This is a genomic window from Ancylobacter vacuolatus (genome assembly GCF_030813595.1).
Lineage (GTDB): Bacteria > Pseudomonadota > Alphaproteobacteria > Rhizobiales > Xanthobacteraceae > Ancylobacter > Ancylobacter vacuolatus.
On the sequence record NZ_JAUSUH010000003.1, the window covers coordinates 236,337 to 254,524 of the forward strand.

General features: G+C 66.4%; 13 protein-coding genes. 3 read left to right on the forward strand and 10 right to left on the reverse strand.

All coding sequences use genetic code 11. From position 1 onward, the window contains the following. Positions 1 to 89 precede the first annotated feature (89 nt). Positions 90 to 1,049 carry a cellulose biosynthesis protein BcsN gene (gene bcsN / locus J2S76_RS08930; protein WP_307059600.1) on the forward strand — a complete coding sequence of 320 codons (960 nt, stop codon included), beginning with the start codon at positions 90 to 92 and terminating at the stop codon, positions 1,047 to 1,049. 75 nt (positions 1,050 to 1,124) lie between these two features. On the opposite strand, the gene J2S76_RS08935 is transcribed toward bcsN, so the two are convergent. Then, entirely contained in the window at positions 1,125 to 1,730 is a 606-nt protein-coding gene (locus tag J2S76_RS08935; protein ID WP_307059602.1) for a hypothetical protein, read from the reverse strand. A 26-nt stretch (positions 1,731 to 1,756) separates the two neighbouring features. After that, positions 1,757 to 2,947: a YadA-like family protein gene (locus J2S76_RS08940; protein WP_307059604.1), complete on the reverse strand. Its 1,191-nt coding sequence runs from the start codon at positions 2,945 to 2,947 to the stop codon at positions 1,757 to 1,759. Positions 2,948 to 3,301: 354 nt separating this feature from the next. Here J2S76_RS08940 and J2S76_RS08945 point away from each other — a divergent pair, with 354 nt between their 5' ends. Then, positions 3,302 to 4,522: an efflux RND transporter periplasmic adaptor subunit gene (locus J2S76_RS08945; protein ID WP_307059606.1), complete on the forward strand. Its 1,221-nt coding sequence runs from the start codon at positions 3,302 to 3,304 to the stop codon at positions 4,520 to 4,522. Between the two features lie 2 nt (positions 4,523 to 4,524). Further along, complete coding sequence (locus J2S76_RS08950) at positions 4,525 to 6,504, forward strand: MacB family efflux pump subunit (protein WP_307059608.1); 1,980 nt, start codon at positions 4,525 to 4,527, stop codon at positions 6,502 to 6,504. Positions 6,505 to 6,802: 298 nt separating this feature from the next. On the opposite strand, the gene J2S76_RS08955 is transcribed toward J2S76_RS08950, so the two are convergent. The 8 genes from J2S76_RS08955 to J2S76_RS08990 all read right to left on the reverse strand — a co-directional run bounded on the left by J2S76_RS08955 (position 6,803) and on the right by J2S76_RS08990 (position 18,166). Beyond that, positions 6,803 to 9,877: an efflux RND transporter permease subunit gene (locus J2S76_RS08955; protein WP_307059611.1), complete on the reverse strand. Its 3,075-nt coding sequence runs from the start codon at positions 9,875 to 9,877 to the stop codon at positions 6,803 to 6,805. 9 nt (positions 9,878 to 9,886) lie between these two features. Beyond that, complete coding sequence (locus J2S76_RS08960; RefSeq protein ID WP_307059613.1) at positions 9,887 to 10,987, reverse strand: efflux RND transporter periplasmic adaptor subunit; 1,101 nt, start codon at positions 10,985 to 10,987, stop codon at positions 9,887 to 9,889. 205 nt (positions 10,988 to 11,192) lie between these two features. Then, positions 11,193 to 12,644, reverse strand: coding sequence for a gamma-aminobutyraldehyde dehydrogenase (locus J2S76_RS08965; RefSeq protein ID WP_307059615.1), 1,452 nt, complete (start codon positions 12,642 to 12,644; stop codon positions 11,193 to 11,195). Positions 12,645 to 12,654: 10 nt separating this feature from the next. Next, positions 12,655 to 13,455 carry an ABC transporter permease gene (locus tag J2S76_RS08970; RefSeq protein WP_307059617.1) on the reverse strand — a complete coding sequence of 267 codons (801 nt, stop codon included), beginning with the start codon at positions 13,453 to 13,455 and terminating at the stop codon, positions 12,655 to 12,657. A gap of 39 nt (positions 13,456 to 13,494) precedes the next feature. Beyond that, a complete protein-coding gene (locus tag J2S76_RS08975) occupies positions 13,495 to 14,442 on the reverse strand; it encodes an ABC transporter permease (protein WP_307059619.1) in 948 nt (315 codons plus the stop codon). After that, positions 14,439 to 15,479, reverse strand: coding sequence for an ABC transporter ATP-binding protein (locus J2S76_RS08980; RefSeq protein ID WP_307059621.1), 1,041 nt, complete (start codon positions 15,477 to 15,479; stop codon positions 14,439 to 14,441). The genes J2S76_RS08975 and J2S76_RS08980 overlap by 4 nt, the downstream gene beginning before the upstream one ends. A 323-nt stretch (positions 15,480 to 15,802) precedes the next feature. Further along, the gene (locus J2S76_RS08985; protein WP_307059623.1) at positions 15,803 to 16,972 is read right to left on the reverse strand and encodes an ABC transporter substrate-binding protein; all 1,170 of its coding nucleotides are present in this window, start codon (positions 16,970 to 16,972) and stop codon (positions 15,803 to 15,805) included. Between the two features lie 282 nt (positions 16,973 to 17,254). After that, positions 17,255 to 18,166, reverse strand: a complete 912-nt coding sequence (locus J2S76_RS08990) for a LysR family transcriptional regulator (protein ID WP_307059625.1) — start codon at positions 18,164 to 18,166, stop codon at positions 17,255 to 17,257. Positions 18,167 to 18,188: the final 22 nt, after the last annotated feature.

The following is an 18,188-nucleotide window of genomic DNA, read 5'->3' on the forward strand; positions in this document are numbered from 1 at the left end:
CTGAGACTTCATAGGGCCCTCACTTCGTCCGACATCTTGTTCGATCTTTGACCGTTTCTGCGGCGGCCCCAGAGCGCTAGATTGCTAGAATGCGTGATTCGTTTTGCGAGACTGACAAGCTGGCCATGACCCGCCTCTCCCCAGGCACGGGCAACGTCGCCGTGCATCGCGCGAGAGCACGCGCCGCGCAGGCAAGCACGGGAAGCTTGCCCCGGCGTGTGCTCGCCATGGGTTGCCTTCTGGTGGTGGGAGGCTGCGTCACGGCGCGCGGCGGGCCGCCGGTCGTCGCCACCATGGCCATCGAGGTCCCCACGGTTGAGGCACTGCTTCTCCCCGAGCCAGGCGGCCCGCGGATCATTGGCGTCATCGAGACCCGCTTTGCCAACGCATTGCAGCAGGAGGTGATGCTCGCCACCGACGCCGCGACGCCGGGCCAGAACGCCTTTGACGTCACTTTTTTCGGTCCGGTGGAGGGGCGCACCGGCCCCGAAAACCTCAAGGACGACACGTTCCTTGCCGACGATGCGCTGGCGGCAGAAATGGAACGGGCCCTGCCGGGCATCGGCATGAGCCCCTCGACCTATTTCGTCCAAAACCGCTATGGGCCGTTCGGCTACGCGCTTGGCCGTGGGCAGGGGCGCGATCTTTGCTTGTATGCTTGGCAGCGCATCCAGGGGCAGGACCGGGTCAATGTCCTGACCGGCGATCGCGGCGTGCTCTCGGTCCGCCTGCGCTTTTGCCAGAGCGGGGCGACGGAGGCCTCGCTCCTGCGAATCATGTATCGCTACACCATCAATGGCTATTTCCTGCCGCGCAGCTGGCAGCCCTATGGTCGCCCACTCCCGGCCTCGCCGGAGCTGGGTCGGATCGGCGGGCCGATCATCTATCCCGCCGAGGCATTCGGGACGAACGGTGCCAGCGCCCCGCCGCCTGCGCCGGCGCGCACACAGGAGAGCACGCCGCGCGCCGTGTCGCCCGCTTCCGAAGCCGTGCCCAGTGTGCCCAGCGCTCCGCTGGAGGGGTATCCGACCGTTCCGGCGCCGCTATAAGCGCGACCTATTGCCCGCGCCCGCGCTAGGGCGCGATCCGATCAGATTGAACCCATCTGACCGGTGAAGGGCCCTCTAGCCGCGCGGACGGTCGCCGGGGGGAAGCGGAATGCCGAGGCTCGCCGCGGAGGGCAGGTCAGGCAGAGTGAAAATCGCGGGCGCACCCGCCGCATTCGCCTGGACAGGCTTTGCGGGCTCCGGTTGAGCTGGCGTCTCCGCCGCGCGGGCGACAGATCCTGTGGCCTCCGGCTCAAGCGGTTCTGCGGTGATGGAACCGAGACGCCAATGCCCCTCGACCGGCAGAAAGGCGATGTCGAAACCGATCCTCAGCGGCGCGGTGGGGAAATAGCCGCGCAGGCGCAGCGCGCCGTCCGGTCCGATATCCGGCGCGGCAGACAGCTTGGCGTCGAGCAGAACCACGGCGGCGAAGTCGAGCTGGCCCTCGCGCCATTTGCGAAAGCGATCGGCGAGCGTGGCACTCGAATTGGCATCCCGGAAGGAGGGTGCGGCAAGGTCGCGCAGCACCGAGTAATTGCCCGTGATATTGGCCTGGTTGAGCGCCATCAGCGTGCCGCGCAACAGGGCCAGCAGCACCGCCGGCTGGGGTATCGCCTCGGCACGCTTCTCTTGCGCGCGGGCAGGAACCGGCACGAGCATGGCCAGAACGAGCGCGAGAGCCATGAGGTGAACGCAGCGCCGCATCGCCCTCACCAGGCAAACAGCACGCCGGCCTTGCCACCGACCGTGCCTTCGTTGAGCCCGATGCCGATGCTGCCGGTGACGAAGAAGGAATCCTCATGAATCCGGGCGATACTGGACAGGGCGAGCGCGTTCTGCCCGCCAAACGTTCCCCATTGCGCACTCAGTGCCATGTTCTTGCCGCTGGGCAGAGGCGGCGTGTCCATCGCCATCGCCATGGCGACGCCCTCGCTGACGCGGTCGATCTCAGCCATGACCGGGCGCAGGTCGAACAGTTCCGCCGTGCTGGCGCTGGCAAGGTTGCCGGCCGCGTCGGTGGTGACGATCTGCACAGCCCCGCTCTGCGCGGCGCGGCTGGCGCCGGAGGTTAGGCCAGACATGGTGTAGGTGGAGCTGGAAGTTCCCAGCGCGACCTGGTTGGCGCGGCTGGTGGTCGCCCCGGCGCCGAGTGCCGTCGAGCCCTCATAGGCGGCGATGGTACCATAACCCAAGGCGCTAGACTGGGAGGCGGAGGCATTGGCGTTCTGGCCCAGCGCTGTGGCCCCCGCCCCGGCCGCGACGGCGTTCTGGCCGAGAGCGGTGGCCCCCGCGCCATTGGCCGTCGCGCCGAAGCCGAGCGCCGTAGCGTTATCCGCATTGGCGACGGCGCCTTGCCCGAGCGCGGTCGAGCCGGCGCCGTTGGCCGTGGCGCCGGTACCGAGAGCGGTGGCATTTGCCGCATTCGCGACGGCCCCCTGGCCGACGGCAGTGGTCGCGGAAGCGTTAGCCCGCGCGCCCTGCCCCACGGCTGTGGCGTTGGTGCCATTGGCGAGCGCGTTCTGGCCGAGGGCGGATGAGGCAGCTCCGTTGGCGCTCGCCCCGCTGCCGAAGGCCGAGGAGAAGGCGGCATTGGCGACGGCGCTCTGGCCGGTCGCGGTCGCTGCCTGGCCATTGGCCGTGGCGCTCCAGCCGATGGCGGTGGAGGACACGCCATTGGCCACGGCGAGCTGGCCAAAGGCGCTGGCATTATCGGAGAATGCGCGTGAGCCCTGCCCGACGGCGGTCGTGCCAGACTGGGTCGCCTGCGCGTCATCGCCAATGGCCGTAGAATCAGCACCGCTCGCCACGCCGCCGCACTGCAGAGCCGTGGCGGTGAGCTGACAGCTGATATCGTCCGCAGCCGCCAGCAGGGGCGGCAAGCCCGCCCAAAGGGCGAGCATCGCCGATCCGAATCGTGTGAAAAGGCGCCGTCGCATCAACAATTCTCGAATCCGCCCTGCGGCGCTCCCGAAGCGCACCGTCGGCAGGATCGGGGTAGCATGGTTAACGCGGCGTTAACTTGTCGCAGCGCTCCACATCAGACCTGATCCTAGCCGGCGCGACATGACAGGAGAAGCTGCCTGGCCGCGTGTGGCGGCGGCTTGCATCAACCAGCATTGCTGTGCCGGCCTGGAGTCACTCCGGGACACAAAATGCCTCTCTTCGCAACATCGCCGGAAACAGCCCCGCAATCGGTCGGGGCTACTCCAACGCAGCTCGCCGAGCGGGCGACGGGTTGAACCGAGTGAGGAAGAGTGAAGAGAAGGCTTGTCACGCCGCTCCTGCTGGTGGCGTTTCTCATTGTTCTGTCAGGCGTTTACGGCACGCACCGCCTTTGGACCGCCGACCCCAACGCGACGCTGGTAACGGCAAGGGTGGCGCGCGGCGAGGTGGAGGAGGCCGTACTGGCCACCGGCACTCTCAAGCCGGTCAAACTGGTGGCTGTCGGGGCGCAGGCCTCCGGGCGCATCACCCACGTCGCCGTCGCGCTTGGTGAGCAGGTGAAGGCCGGCGATCTGCTCGCCGAAATCGATTCCGTGCTGCAGGAGAACGCCCTGCGCACTGCCCAGGCGGCGCTCGACAATGTGCGGGCCCAACGCGAGGAGAAGGAAGCACTGCTGAATCGCGACGTGCTGATCCTTGAGCGCCGCGCCTCGATGGTGACGAGCAAGATCGTGTCACAGGCCGATTTCGAGGCGGCCGAAGCGGATGTGAAGGCTACCCGGGCGCAGATCGACCAGCTGAAGGCGCGGATCATCGAGGCCGAAGTTGCGGTCGAGAACGCGCAGTCCAATCTCGGCTATACGCGCATCACTGCCCCCATCGACGGCACTGTGCTCGCCATCGTCAGCCAGGAGGGCCAGACGGTGAATGCCGCCCAGTCCACGCCGACCATCATGGTGCTGGGCCGGCTCGACATGATGACGGTGCGGGCCGAAATCTCCGAGGCCGACATCGTGCGTGCCGCCCCCGGCCAACGGGCTTATTTCAGCATCGTCGGCGAAGGCACCCGCCGCTACGAGACCGAGCTGGCCTTCATCGAGCCGGCACCGGAATCGATCAAGAGCGATGACAGCTTCTCCTCGAGTACCGCCACTTCTTCCTCGTCGAGCACGTCGAGCAGCAGCAGTTCGGCGATCTATTACAACGGCATCCTCAACGTACCGAACCCGGAGGGACGGCTGCGGACCTATATGACGGCTGAGGTCCACATCGTCGTCGGCCATGCCGCCGACGTCCTCACCCTCCCCGCCATGGCGCTCGGCGCGCGCGGGGCGGACGGGCTCTACGAGGTTCGGGTGCTGCGCGGCGATGGCGCGATAGAGACCCGCAGGGTTGAGATCGGCCTCAACGACAAGACCGTGGCCGAAATTCGCACCGGCCTGTCGGAGGGTGAACGGGTGGTGACGGGCGACACGTCCAATGTCGCGCCCTCCACGTCCGGCATGCCCGGTCCGCCGGCCATGGGGTTCTGACCATGAACGACGCAGACGCCGGCACGGCGCCGCTCATCGCGCTGGAGGGGGTGACGCGCGCCTACACCTCGGGCGAAGGAACGGTTACGGTGCTTCGAAGCCTCGATCTCTCGATCATGGCCGGCGAAATGGTCGCTATCGTCGGCGCCTCGGGCTCCGGCAAGTCGACGCTGATGAACATTCTCGGCTGCCTCGACCGGCCGAGCGAGGGACGCTACCGCATCGCCGGCCGGGACGTGGCGCAGCTGACGGCGGATGAACGGGCGAGCCTGCGGAGCGCACATTTCGGTTTCATCTTCCAGCGCTACAACCTCCTGGCCGAGCTGACCGCGCTGGGCAATGTCGAGATGCCTGCGATCTATGCCGGCCTGTCGCCCGGCACCCGCCGGGCCCGCGCGGCCGCGCTGCTCGGCCGGCTCGGCATGGCGTCGCGGCTCGCCCACCGGCCGGGCCAGCTTTCCGGCGGCCAGCAGCAGCGTGTCTCCATCGCCCGCGCGCTGATGAACGACGCGGAGGTGATCCTCGCCGACGAACCAACCGGCGCGCTCGACCGCCACAGCGGCGAAGAGGTGTTGCGGATTCTCGACGAACTCAACGCCGAGGGTCGCACCGTGATCATCGTCACCCACGACATGAATGTGGCGGCGCGGGCCCGGCGGATAATCGAGATCGATGATGGCCGGATCGTCGACGACCGCCGCTCGGGGGCGGACCGCGCGCCCCCGCCAGCCGCATCGACGGCGCCGGCAGCGACCCGGCCGGGCTGGCGTCGAAAGCTCGATCCGTTCCGCGAGGCATTCCGCATGGCGCTGATGTCGATGAATGCCCATCGGCTGCGCACCGGCCTCACCATGCTTGGCATCGTTATCGGCGTCGCCTCCGTGGTGTGCGTGGTGGCGCTGGGCGAAGGCTCGCGGCAAAGGGTGCTGGCCAATATCAGCGAGCTCGGCACCAACACGATCGAGATCTTCGCCGGCAAGGATTTTGGTGACACGCGCTCGGGCAAGATCACCACGCTGGTAGCGGCCGATGCCGAGCAGCTCGCCCGCCAGCCCTATGTCGCCGCCGCCACCCCCACCGTTTCGACCCAGAGCACGGTCCGCCTCGGCGCCAAGGAGGCGAGCGCGCTGGTGAACGGCGTGAGCGAGCGCTATTTCGCCGCCAAGGGCACCAAGCTCGCACGCGGCAGCTTCTTCAACGCGGCGAGCGTCACCTCCCGGGCGCTGGACGTCGTCATCGACGAGAACACTCGCAAGGCGCTGTTCGACACGGCAGGCGTCGAACCCATCGGCACCGTGGTCCTGATCGGTACCGTGCCGGCGCGCGTAGTCGGCGTCACCCAGCCCCAGCAGGGCGGGTTCGGATCAAGCCAGAACCTATCGCTCTATCTGCCCTACACCGCGGTGCAAACCCGCATTCTCGGTTCCACAGCCCTGCGCTCCATCACCTTGAAGATCAGGGATGACGTCGACAGCGCCTATGCTGCGCAGGAGGTGACGCGGTTTCTCACCCAGCGCCACGGCAGCAAGGACTTCTTCATCCTCAACACCGATGACATCCGTCGCACCATTACCAGCACGACCCAGACAATGACGCTGCTGATTGCCGCGATTGCCGTCATCTCACTGGTGGTCGGCGGCATCGGGGTGATGAACATCATGCTCGTATCGGTGTCCGAGCGGGTGGGCGAGATCGGCGTGCGGATGGCGGTCGGCGCCCGGCCGGTCGACATCCTCCAGCAATTCCTCACCGAGGCGGTGATGGTCTGCCTGCTGGGCGGGGCGGTGGGTGTGGGGCTGGCCCTGGCCTGTGGGGTCGCGTTCTCGCTGGCGGGCTCGCCCTTCACGCTCATCTATTCCAGCGGGTCGATCCTCATCGCCCTCACCTGCTCCAGCTTCATTGGCGTGGCGTTCGGCTACCTGCCGGCGCGCAATGCCGCCCGCCTTGATCCGGTCACAGCATTGACAAATTCTCGACAGTAATTTTCAGAAACAATCTCGTATAGGCGAGAAATAATTCAACCATACTCTCAGCCAATTTTACCGCGAGTGTACATTCAACAATTCGTCATCGCGGTGAAGAGCATTCATGCTGAAACTTGTCATGCGTCTTTGGCACTGGCTGACCGACGCTTACGAATTCCACTGCCCTTACTGCCAATCCGACGAGTTGTGCGAGGAATGCCTGCACTTCTGGGCCATCAAATAACGCCCTCGGGCAAGGCCCGTCGGCAGGAAGAGCCGGGGAGAACCGTCCCCCCGCCCACGCTTCGTTCCCACCCTACTCGGCTGGCGTGTGGACAATGCCGGGAGCGACCTCGGCATGGGGCGTGTGATGGACGCGCCCGATGAGCGAGTAGACCACCGGCACCACAAACAGGGTGAGCAGCGTGCCCAGCGTCATGCCGCCGACAATGACCCAGCCGATCTGCGCCCGGCTCTCGGCGCCAGCACCGCTCGCCAGCGCCAGAGGAACGGCGCCGAGCACCATGGCGCCCGTGGTCATCAGAATGGGCCGCAGGCGCAGCACGGCCGCTTCAATGACCGAGGCCCGGCGATCAAGCCCGGCCTCCTGCTGCTGGTTGGCGAATTCGACGATCAGGATGCCGTGCTTGGTGATCAACCCGACCAGCGTCACCAGCCCGATCTGCGAATAGACGTTGAGAGATCCGCCGGTGAAGTACAGCGCCGCCAGCGCCCCGGTCATCGACAGAGGAACGGTGAGCATGATGATGACAGGGTCACGGAAGCTCTCGAACTGCGCCGCGAGCACGAGATAGATGAAACCCAGTGCTAGCAGGAACACCACCACGAGGCTCTGCCCCGCAGCGCGGAACTCGCGGCTCTGGCCGGCGACATCGGTCTGCACGGTCTGCGGCAGCACCTCGCGGGCGGTCTGGTCGAGGAAATCGAGCGCCTCCCCCTGAGAGAAGCCCGGCGCCAGATTGCCGGAGATTGTGGCCGAGCGCAGCTGGTTGAAGCGCTTCAGCTCCTGCGGCGCCACGCTCTCGCGCACGGTGACGAGGTTGGAGAGTTGCACCATTTCCCCGCCCGCCGAGCGCAGATAGATCGTGTCGAGGGTCGCAGGCGTCGAACGATCGCGGGCATCGAGCTGGACATAGACGTCGTACTGCTCGCCCCCCACCTCGAAGCGCGTCACCTGCCGCCCGCCGAGCAGGCTCTCCAGCGTGCGGCCAAGAACCGCGATATCGATGCCGAGATCCGCCGCCTTGGCGCGATCCACCGCGATGGATATCTCCGGCTTGTTCAGCTTCAGGTCGCTGTCGAGGCTGACGAGGCCGGGATAGTCGCGGATGCGCTCCAGGAAGCGGTTCACATAGTCGTCGAGCTGCTCATAGGTGCCGGACGTCTGGATGACAAACTCGATGGGCCGCGAATTATTGGAAGCGCCGAGGGAGGGCGGGTTGTTGGCATAGGCATTGATGCCGGCGATGCGCCGCAGTTCTGGTGTCAGCTTGGCCACGAGTTCCTGCTGGCGCACATCGCGCTCGTCCCAATCCTTCAGCCGGCCGATCACCAGGAAACGGTGCACTTCGGGAAAGCCATTGATGATCAGGACGCTGTCGACCTCGGGCTCCTTGGAAACGATCTGATCGATCTGGTTGGTGTAGCGGGTCGTGTAGGCAAGGGTGGAGCCCTCCGGCCCGCTGCCGGAAACGCGGATCACGCCGCGGTCTTCGACTGGTGACAGCTCCGATGGCAGCACGGCGATGAAGAAGGCGCTGGCACCGGCCACCATCAGCGCCAGCAGCAGGATCAGGGCGCGGATCCGCAGCGTCGTGGCGAGCAGCCGGCGATAACCGCTCTCCATGGCCCGCAGGCGCCCCTCGATGAAAGCCGAAACCCGCCCCGGCTTGGCCTCATGCTTGAGGAGGCGCGAGCACATCATGGGGGTCAGTGTCAGCGCCACGAAACCGGAGATGATGACCGCGCCGGCAAGCGTCAACGCAAATTCAAGAAACAGCCGCCCCGTGCGGCCGGGCGCGAAGGCGACGGGCGCATAGACAGCGGCCAGCGTCATGGTCATGGCGATGACGGCGAAGCCGATCTCGCGGGCGCCCTTAATGGCGGCGGGGATCGGCTTCATGCCGTGCTCGATGTGGCGGAAGATGTTCTCCAACACCACGATGGCGTCATCCACCACCATGCCGATGGCCAGCACAAAGGCCAGCAGGGTCAGCGTGTTCACACTGAAGCCTAGCGCGTACATGATGGCGAATGTGGTGACCAGTGAGATCGGGATGGTGACTATCGGAATAATCGATGCCCTGAACGAGCGCAGGAACACCACGATCACCAGCACCACCAGAATGACCGCCTCGAAGATGGTGTGGAACACGGCTTCGATCGAGCGGTCGATGAACACCGCATTGTCATTGCCGATGGTAGCGGTCATGCCCTCGGGCAGGCTCTCATTGACCGCCGGCAGCACGGCGCGGGCACCTGCGGAGACGTCGAGCGGGTTGGCCACCGCCTGCTTGATCACGCCGATAAAGATGGCCGCGCCACCATTGAAGCGGCTCGCCCGGCGCTCGTCGGCAGCGCCCAGCTCGACGCGGGCGACGTCGCGCAGATGTACCTGCGCGCCATCGGCCCGCTTGACGACGATCTGGTCGAACTGATCCACCGTGGTCAGCGCCGTGCGCGAGAGCACGGTAAATTCGCGGTCGACACTCTCGATGCGGCCGGAGGGAATCTCGACGTTCTGGGCGCTGAGTGCGTCCTCCACGTCCTGGACGGTGAGGCTATAGGCGGCGAGACGCTCGCGATCGATCCAGATCCGCATGGCGTAGCGCCGCTCGCCATAGATCTGCACATCGGCGACGCCACTAATATTCTTGAAGCGATCGACGACGTAGCGGTCGATATAGTCGGAGAGTTCAAGGCCCGACATGCGGTCGGATCGGAAGACAACGAACAGCACCGGCTGGGCATCGGCCTCGACCTTGGAGATGACCGGCTCGTCGATCTCGTCCGGCAGGCGCTGGCGCACACGGCTTACCCGATCGCGCACATCGCTGGCCGCGACGTCGGGGTCGATCTCCAGCCGGAATCGCACGGTGATGCGGCTCGATTCCGAACGGCTGGTCGATTCCAGAACGTCGATGCCCTCGATGCCGGCAATGGAGCCTTCGAGCACCTGGGTGACCTGGCTCTCGACGATGCTGGCCGACGCGCCGGGATAGGTGGTGAGAACGGAAACGGTCGGCTCGTCGATATTAGGGTATTCACGCACCGAAAGGCGGCTGTAGGAGACGATGCCGATGAGGATCAGCAGAAGGCTCAGCACCGTCGCGAAGACGGGACGGCGGACGCAGAGTTCGGAAATACCCATGACGCGGCCTTAGCCTTCAGGTGCCGGCGGCGGTGCGACCACCTCCACCGCGACGCCCGCCTGAAGGCGCCCCTGCCCCGCCACGACGATGGAGGCCCCGGGGGCGACACCCTTGACCTCGACCTCGCCTTTTGCGCGCTGGCCCAGCTGAACGCTGAGCTGCTGTGCCTTGCCGTCGACAATCTGCCAGACCAGCCGCTCCTGCCCGCGCGGCACGATGGCGCTCTCCGGCACGAAGACGGCGTCACGCGCCTGGCTTCCCTGCACCACAACGCGGGCAAACAGCCCTGGGCGCAATTCAAGGTTCTTGTTGTCGAGCCGGGCGCGCACGCTGAGCGAGCGGCCATTAATGTCAATCATGGGATCGATGGCGTAGATCGTGCCCGTGAAGCTGCGGCCAGGAAGCGCGTCCAGCGTGATGGTCACGGTCTGGTTTTCGGCAATGCTGGAGAGCTGGGTTTCCGGCACCTTGAAGTCCAGCTTCAGCGTGTCGATCTTTTCAAGGTTCACCAACTCGGTGCCGACCGCGATATAGGCGCCGTTCGACACCGTGCGCAGACCGACCACCCCGTCAAACGGCGCGGTGATGGTGTGCTTGGCGATCTGCACCCGCTGGGAATTCAGCAAGGCGCGCGCCGTGTTGAGTTCCGCCTGCGCCTCGTCGAGCGCGCGCGCGGTGCCCGATCCCGTCTTCTGCAGTCGCTGGGCACGGTCGTAATTGGCCTCGGCAAGCTCCAGCCGCGCTTCGGTCTCGTCGAGCGAGGCCTTCACCAGCGCCGCGTCGAGTTGCACCAGCACGTCGCCGGCCTTCACGTGCTGGCCTTCCTGGAATCGGATTTCCTGGATGCGCCCCGACACCTCCGGCGCGACCTGCACCGATTCATCGGACTGAAGGGAGCCGATGGACGAGATGTCCGTCGTCACAGACGCCGCACGGGCCGGCGCCACCTCGACCGGAACCGCGCGCGCCTTGGCTGGCTGGGCCGCGGCGTTCGCCTGGCTGCGTCCGCCGAACAGCGCTTCCGTCTCTACCCAGCCCTGCTCATGGATAAGCCAGCCGGCTCCCGCAAGAGCGGCGATCGTCAGCAGTAAGCCGGTTCCGCGTCGCATCAGGCCCCCATGAAACGGTGTCGGAAAGCACGAAATCCCATGCTGCGACACAACAGATATGAGGAACAGTTCCAACTTAATTATGTGTCACATTGCGTCGCAACGATCACATTCGCGAGGCTGCCGGAACATCATACTCCATCTTGCGGATAGTGCCGACCACTCTGCTGCATCACCCTGCTCCTTGGCGCAAAGCCACGCTGAATCAAGCGTTCTTCACCATCACATGGCGAATGACGGTATAGTCTTCCAGCGCATAGGCGCTGAGATCCTTGCCATAGCCGGACTGCTTAAGCCCGCCATGAGGCATCTCGCTGACCAGCATGAAATGGCAGTTCACCCAGGTGCAGCCATATTGCAGGCGCGAAGCGGTGGCCATGCCGCGCCCGATATCCCGCGTCCACACCGAGGAGGCGAGGCCGTAGTCGCTGTCATTGGCCCAGCCCACCGCCTCGTCGACATCGCTGAAGCGCGTGACCGACACAACCGGCCCGAACACTTCGCGCCGGACGATCTCGTCGGACTGCAGGGCACCGGCCACCACGGTCGGCTCGTAGAAGAAGCCCTTGCCGGAACCGGCGCCGCTGGCGAGCTTGCCGCCAGTGGCGATCTCGATGTGGTTGAGCTCGGAAGCACGCTCGACGAAGGAGGCGACGCGGGCGCGTTGCCGGGCGGAGATCAGTGGGCCGATGTCGTTCTCGCTGTCATCGGCCTGTCCGAATTTGAGCCCCGATACGGCGGAGGCGAGGTCTGCCACCAGCTTTTCATAGACCTTGGCGCCGGCATAGATGCGGCAGGCCGCCGTGCAGTCCTGCCCGGCGTTGTAGTAACCAAACACCTTCACCCCTTCGACCACGGCGTCGATATCGGCATCGTCGAACACGATGACCGGCGCCTTGCCGCCGAGTTCCAGATGGGTGCGCTTCACCGTCTTGGCGGCGGCGGTCAGCACCTTCTTGCCGGTGGCGATGTCGCCGGTGAGCGAGACCATCGCCACCTTGGGATGGTTGATCAGCGCATTGCCGACACTCTCGCCGCGTCCGACGACGACATTGACCACGCCCTCCGGGAAGATGTCGGCGATGATCCGGGCGAGCTTCAGCAGGGTGAGCGGCGTCTGCTCGGAAGGCTTGATCACCACCGTGTTGCCGCCCGCCAGGGCCGGAGCAAGCTTCCACGCCGCCATCATCAGCGGGTAGTTCCACGGCGCGATCGAGGCGACAACGCCGATCGGGTCGCGCCGGATCATCGAGGTGTGGCCGGCGAGATATTCACCGGCCACCATGCCGTGCTGGGTGCGCGCCGCGCCGGCGAAGAAGCGGAAGCAGTCGACCACGCCGGGAAGCTCGTCGTTCAGCACCGCATGGCGCGGCTTGCCGCAGTTGAGCGCTTCCAGCGTGGCGAAGGATTCTGCCTCGGCCTCAATGCGGTCGGCCAGCTTCAGCAGCATGTAGGAGCGCTCGGCCGGTGTGGTGCGCGACCAGGTGCGGAACGCCTTGTCGGCCGCATTCACGGCGGCGTCGATCTGGTCCGGCGACGCCTCGGGCAGTTCGATCAGCGTCTCCTCGGTCTTCGGGTTCAGCACCGTTTCCGGCGTCTCCGTGCCGGCGACGAAGGTGGAGCCGATCAGCATGTCGGTATCGGACAGGGCAGTCATGGGGCGTCTCCTATTTTCCAGCGCCGGCCACCGCCTCGCCATGGCGGGTGAGGTAATAGGCGGCGAGGATGGGCAGGAAAGTCACAAGGATCACGAGCACGGCGACCACATTGGTGACGGGCCGCTGCCGCGGGCGGATGAGCTCGGACAGCATCCAAATCGGCAAAGTCGATTGCTGGCCGGCGGTGAAGGTGGTGACGATCACTTCGTCGAAGCTGAGCGCGAAGGCCAGCATGCCGCCGGCCAGCAGTGCCGTGCCGATGTTGGGCAGCACGACGAGGCGGAAGGTCTGGAAGGCATCGGCGCCCAGATCCATCGACGCCTCGATCAGCGAGGGCGAGAGCCGGCGCAGCCGCGCCACCGCATTATTGTAGACGACGACGATGCAGAAGGTGGCGTGGCCGAGCACGATGGTCCAGACGGAGAACGGGATCTCCATCAGCCCGAAGGCCTGGCGCAGGGCGATGCCGGTGACGATGCCGGGCAGTGCGATGGGCAGCACGAACAGCAGCGAGATCGGCTCGCGGCCGAAGAACCGCGCCCGCGCCAGGGCGCCTGCCGCCAGCGTGCCGAGGATCAGCGCCAGCACAGTGGCGATGCTCGCCACCTTCAGCGACAGGCCCACCGCCGCCCAGATATCGGCCCGCCCCCACACCACGCCGAACCATTTCAGCGTGAAGCCAGGCGGGGGGAAGGCGTAGCTCTTCTCTTCGGTGGTGAAGCAGTAGAGCAGGATGAACAGCAGCGGGATGTGCAGGAAGGCAAGCCCGCCAATGGCGGCGATCTTGAGCGAGAGCGGGGCGCGGGTCATGGCAGGGTGCTCCCATCGAGATTGCCGATACGCCCGACCTCACAACGCATCGAACGCCCCCGTGCGCTTGGCGAGGGTGAGGAACACGGCCATGACCAGGATCGGCACCAGCGAGAAGGCCGCCGCCAGCGGGATGTTCCCGGCCGTACCCTGCAGCGTGTAGACCGCCTGCCCCAGTACCAGCGCCGACGTGCCGATGATCTGCGGCACGATGTAGTCGCCCAGCGTCAGCGAGAAGGTGAAGATCGCCCCGGCCACCACGCCCGGCATCGCCAGCGGCAGGATCACCGTGCGGAAGACGAGGCCGGGCGCCGCGCCGAGATCGCCTGCAGCCTCAATGAGATGCGGCGGCACCCGCTCCAGCGCCGCCTGGACGGGGAGGATCATGAAGGGCAGCCAGAGATAGGTGAAGGTCAGCACCATGCCGGTGTAGCTCACCGAGAGCGAGGGCCCGCCGACCAGCGGCAGCGCCAGCCAGGCCTCCAGCGCGCCGGCGAGGCCCAGCTTGCCGGCGAACCAGCCGATGGCGCCCTCCTTGGCCAGCAGCAGCTTCCAGCCATAGACCTTGACCAGATAGCTCGACCACAGCGGCATCATCACGGCGAGATAGAACGCCGCCTTCACCCTCGGCCCGGCATAGCGGGCGGCATAATAGGCGATCGGGAACGCGATGATCGCGCAAAGCACTGTCACCGCAGCTGAAATACCAATGGTGCGCAGCAGGATGTCGAGATTGGCGGGGCGGAAAAGCTCCAGCAGCGTCGCGGTGGTCGGTTCCCGTACGATAGTGCCGGAAAACTCATCTATCGAAAAAACCGATTGCCCGAGGAAGACGAACAGGCTGCCGAGATAGACCAGCCCCAGCCACAGCAGTGGCGGCAGCAGCAGCAGCAGCGTCAGCAGCCGCGCCCGGCGCACCAGCATGTCGGAGAGGCGGCGTAGCAGCCCATCGCGCGGGGCCGGCAGATCGAGGCTGGCAAGGCTCATTGCTCGCCCTCCATCGACCGCACCGCATCCCTCGGCACCGCGAGCCGGACGGTGGCACCAACCATCGCGCCCGCCGCGGTGGCGGGGATGGCGGCGGTGAGCGCCAGCCCCTCGCCCGTGAGCACGCTGACGCGGCGCACCGGGCCCTGATAGGACACGTCAGTGACGCGCGCTTCCACCAGCGCCGCGCCTTCCGGCACCGGGGCGCCAGGCGCGAGCAGCGCGATCTTCTCCGGCCGCAGGCTGGAGGGGCGCGCCGGCCCGCCCAGCGCCTGCGCCTCACGTGCCTCCAGCACATTGGCCGAGCCGACGAAGCGGGCGACGAAGCGTGTGGCCGGCCGCTCATAGACCTCCTCCGGCGGCCCGACCTGCACAATCCGCCCCTCATTGAACACGGCGACGCGGTCGGCCATGGAGAGCGCCTCGCTCTGGTCGTGGGTGACGAAGACGAAGGTGAGGCCGAGCGCCCGCTGCAACCCCTTCAGTTCGCTCTGCATTTCCTCCCGCAGCTTGAGGTCGAGCGCGCCCAGCGGCTCGTCGAGCAGCAGCACTTTCGGGCGCACCACCAGCGCGCGGGCCAAGGCGACGCGCTGGCGCTGGCCGCCGGAGAGCTGCGCCGGGCGGCGGGTTTCCATGCCCGACAGCTTGACCATGGCCAGCGCCTCGCGGGCCATCCGGTCACGATCGGCTCGGCCGATACCGCGCACGCGCAGCCCATAGGCGACATTGTCGCCGACCGAGAGATGGGGGAACAGCGCGTAGTCCTGGAACACCGTGTTCACCGCCCGGCGATAGGGCGGCAGGCCTTCCACCGTCTCGCCGAAAATCTCGATATGGCCGGCATCGGGCTGCTCGAAGCCGGCGATCAGGCGCAGGCAGGTGGTCTTGCCCGAGCCGGACGGGCCGAGCATGGCGAAAAACTCGCCCGGCGCGATGGAGAGATCGACGCCATCCACCGCCCGCACCGCGCCGAAATGCCTGACAACGCTGGCAAATCGAACGGCGGGCAGTGCGATGGGGGCGGCGTGAGCGTGCATGAAGAAGATCCAGGGAGGCGGTCAGGAAGACGGCTGGAAACAGGGCACGGCGGGCGTTCTGCCGTGGTCGGGCGTTGATGGCCCCTCATGGCCGGGGTTGACCCGGCCACCCAGAATGTGACGGCAAGCTGGCGACGGGCCTGGGCCCCCGGGTCACGCCCGGGGATGAGGGGATGGGGCATGCGGCGCGAAGCGAGCCTCGAAGGATGCCGAGCCGGCGATCTCAATGAACATCCCTCAAAGCCCGGGCTTTCGCCCGGGCACCTCAGGATGACGTTGCGCAATAATGACGTCGCGTGACGATGACGGCGTGACGCGGCGCGTTACCGCCCGCCGAGGACGGCGATATAGTCCGACACCCAGCGGTAATAAGGCACGCAGCCTTCGGCCTGGGTGGCGCATTTGGCGACCGGGGTACGCCAGAAATGGATGCGCTCGAATTCCTCCATGCCATTGGTCTTGCAGCCTTCCGCGCCCAGCAGCTCATTGCCCTTGCAGGCGGCGGGGACGGCAGGCACCGAGCCGAACCAGGCGGCGAGATCGCCCTGCACCTTGGGGCTCAGCGAGTGCTCCATCCACATATAGGCGCAGTTCGGGTGCGCGGCGTCGGCGTGCATCATGGTGGTGTCGGCCCAGCCGGTCGCACCCTCGCTGGGAATGGTCGAGGCGATCGGCTTGTTCTGGCTTTTCAGCAGGTTGACCTGGAACGGCCAGGAGGAGGAGGCGACGACGCCCTCATTGGTGAAGTCGTCGATCTGGATCATCGCGTCGTGCCAGTAGCGCTGCACGATCTTGCGCTGCTGGCGCAGCAGATCGAGCGCCGCCTTGTACTGGGCCTCGGTCAGCTCATAGGGGTCCTTGATGCCCAGTTCCGGCTTGTGGGCCATCAGATAGAGCGCGGCGTCGGCGATGTAGATCGGCCCGTCAAAGGCCTGGATGCGGCCCTTATTGGACTTGCCGTCCGGCAGGGTCTGCTCCTCGAACACCACATTCCAGCTCTTGGGCGCTTCGCCCTTGAACGCTTCCGTGTTGTACATCAACACGTTGGAGCCCCACTGATAGGGCGTGCCGTAATGCACGCCGTTCACGGCGTGCCAGGGCGCGTCCTGCAGGCGCGGGTCCACAGTGCCCCAGCTCGGGATCAGCTTGGTATTGAGGGGCGCGACCTTCTTACCGGCGATGAGGCGGAGCGAGGCGTCGCCGGAGGCGGTGACGAGGTCGAAGCCGCCCTCATTCATCAGCGCGACCATCTCATCGGAAGTGCCGGCGGTCTTCACATTGACCTTGCAGCCGGTCTTGGTCTCGAATTCCGTGACCCAGTCAAAGGCCTTGTCGGTGTCGCCACGCTCGATATAGCCGGCCCAGGCGACGATATCGACCTGACCCTCGCCCTTGCCGACCGAGGTCATTTCCGCAGCAAAAACAGGATTTAAGGCGAGAGAGGCGCTGGCGGCGAGCGCCGGCAGACGCAGATAATGCGAGAGGCGCGGCATGGTCTGTTTCCCTCTGTTCTGCGGGCTATAGCGGCCCTTTGGGATGAGTGTGACGCTGCGTCGGGCCGAGCGCCACCCCAAAGATCAGAAGGCTGCCATCGGATAAACCGATGAGTAGGGAATGGGCAGATATTGGCCTCGTTCCCCTCATGTGAGCCCTCAGGACCGGGCTTGACCCGGCCACCCAGGGGTTTGACCGGGCCCGCTCGCGGCAAGGATGGGGCCCCGGGTCAAACCCGGGGATGAGGCGTGCTGGGGGATGACGGGCTCCGATAAGGCACCCTACCGCCCGCGCCCGCCATGGCGGGTGGCGGCGATGGAGACGAAGCCGGCGGCGGCTGCCGAGAGCGGCGAGCCGCGCCGCCAGGCGGTCGCCACCTCCACCGCCGGCACATGGTCGATCAGCGTGCGCGCCTCGATCTTGTCCCCTTCCAGCGACCAGGGCCGGTAGGTGAGGTCCGGCAGCACCGCCACCCCGGCGCCGGTCGCCACCAGCGAGCGCACCGCCTCCACCGAGCGGGTGCGGAACGCCACCGGCGGCCGGATGCCGAGCCGGCGCCAGACGATCTCAGACGCCTCGGCGATTTCATCAATGGTGAGAAGCACATGCGGCTCCTCAGCGAGATCGCGCAGGCTGACCCGTTCCTCCACCAGCGCCGGATGGCCGAGCGGCATCCACACGCGATAGGGCGAGATTTCCACCGCCTGAGTCTGCAGCGCCGCCGAGTGCCGGCCCGGCGGCAGCACCATGACAGCCACATCCAGTTCGCCGCCGACCAGCAGATGTTCGAGATAGTCGCCGGCATCCTCCACCGCCTCCACCGCGACGCCGGGAAAGGCGCGGCGGAAGCGGGCGATGAGATCGGAATAGATGTAGCCGGCGACCAGCGGCGTCACCCCGACGGCGAGGCGCCCGGTGAGCGCCGCCATCTCCGGCCCCGCCAGCGCCCGCCGCGCATCGGCGACATCGCTGAGGATCTTTCGCGCGTGGCGCAGGAAATGATGGCCCTTGAGGGTGAGATCGACGCCGCGCGCATGGCGCTCCAGCAGCTTGATGCCGAGGTCCAGCTCCAGTTCGCGCAGGGCTTCGGTCACGGTCGACTGCGAGATCGACAGCGTGTGCGCCGCCGAGGAGACGGAACCGTTCTCCGCCACCGCGACGAGATATTGAAGCTGGCGCAGCGAAAAAGCCATCGGAAGTTCCGGGGGGAGAGGT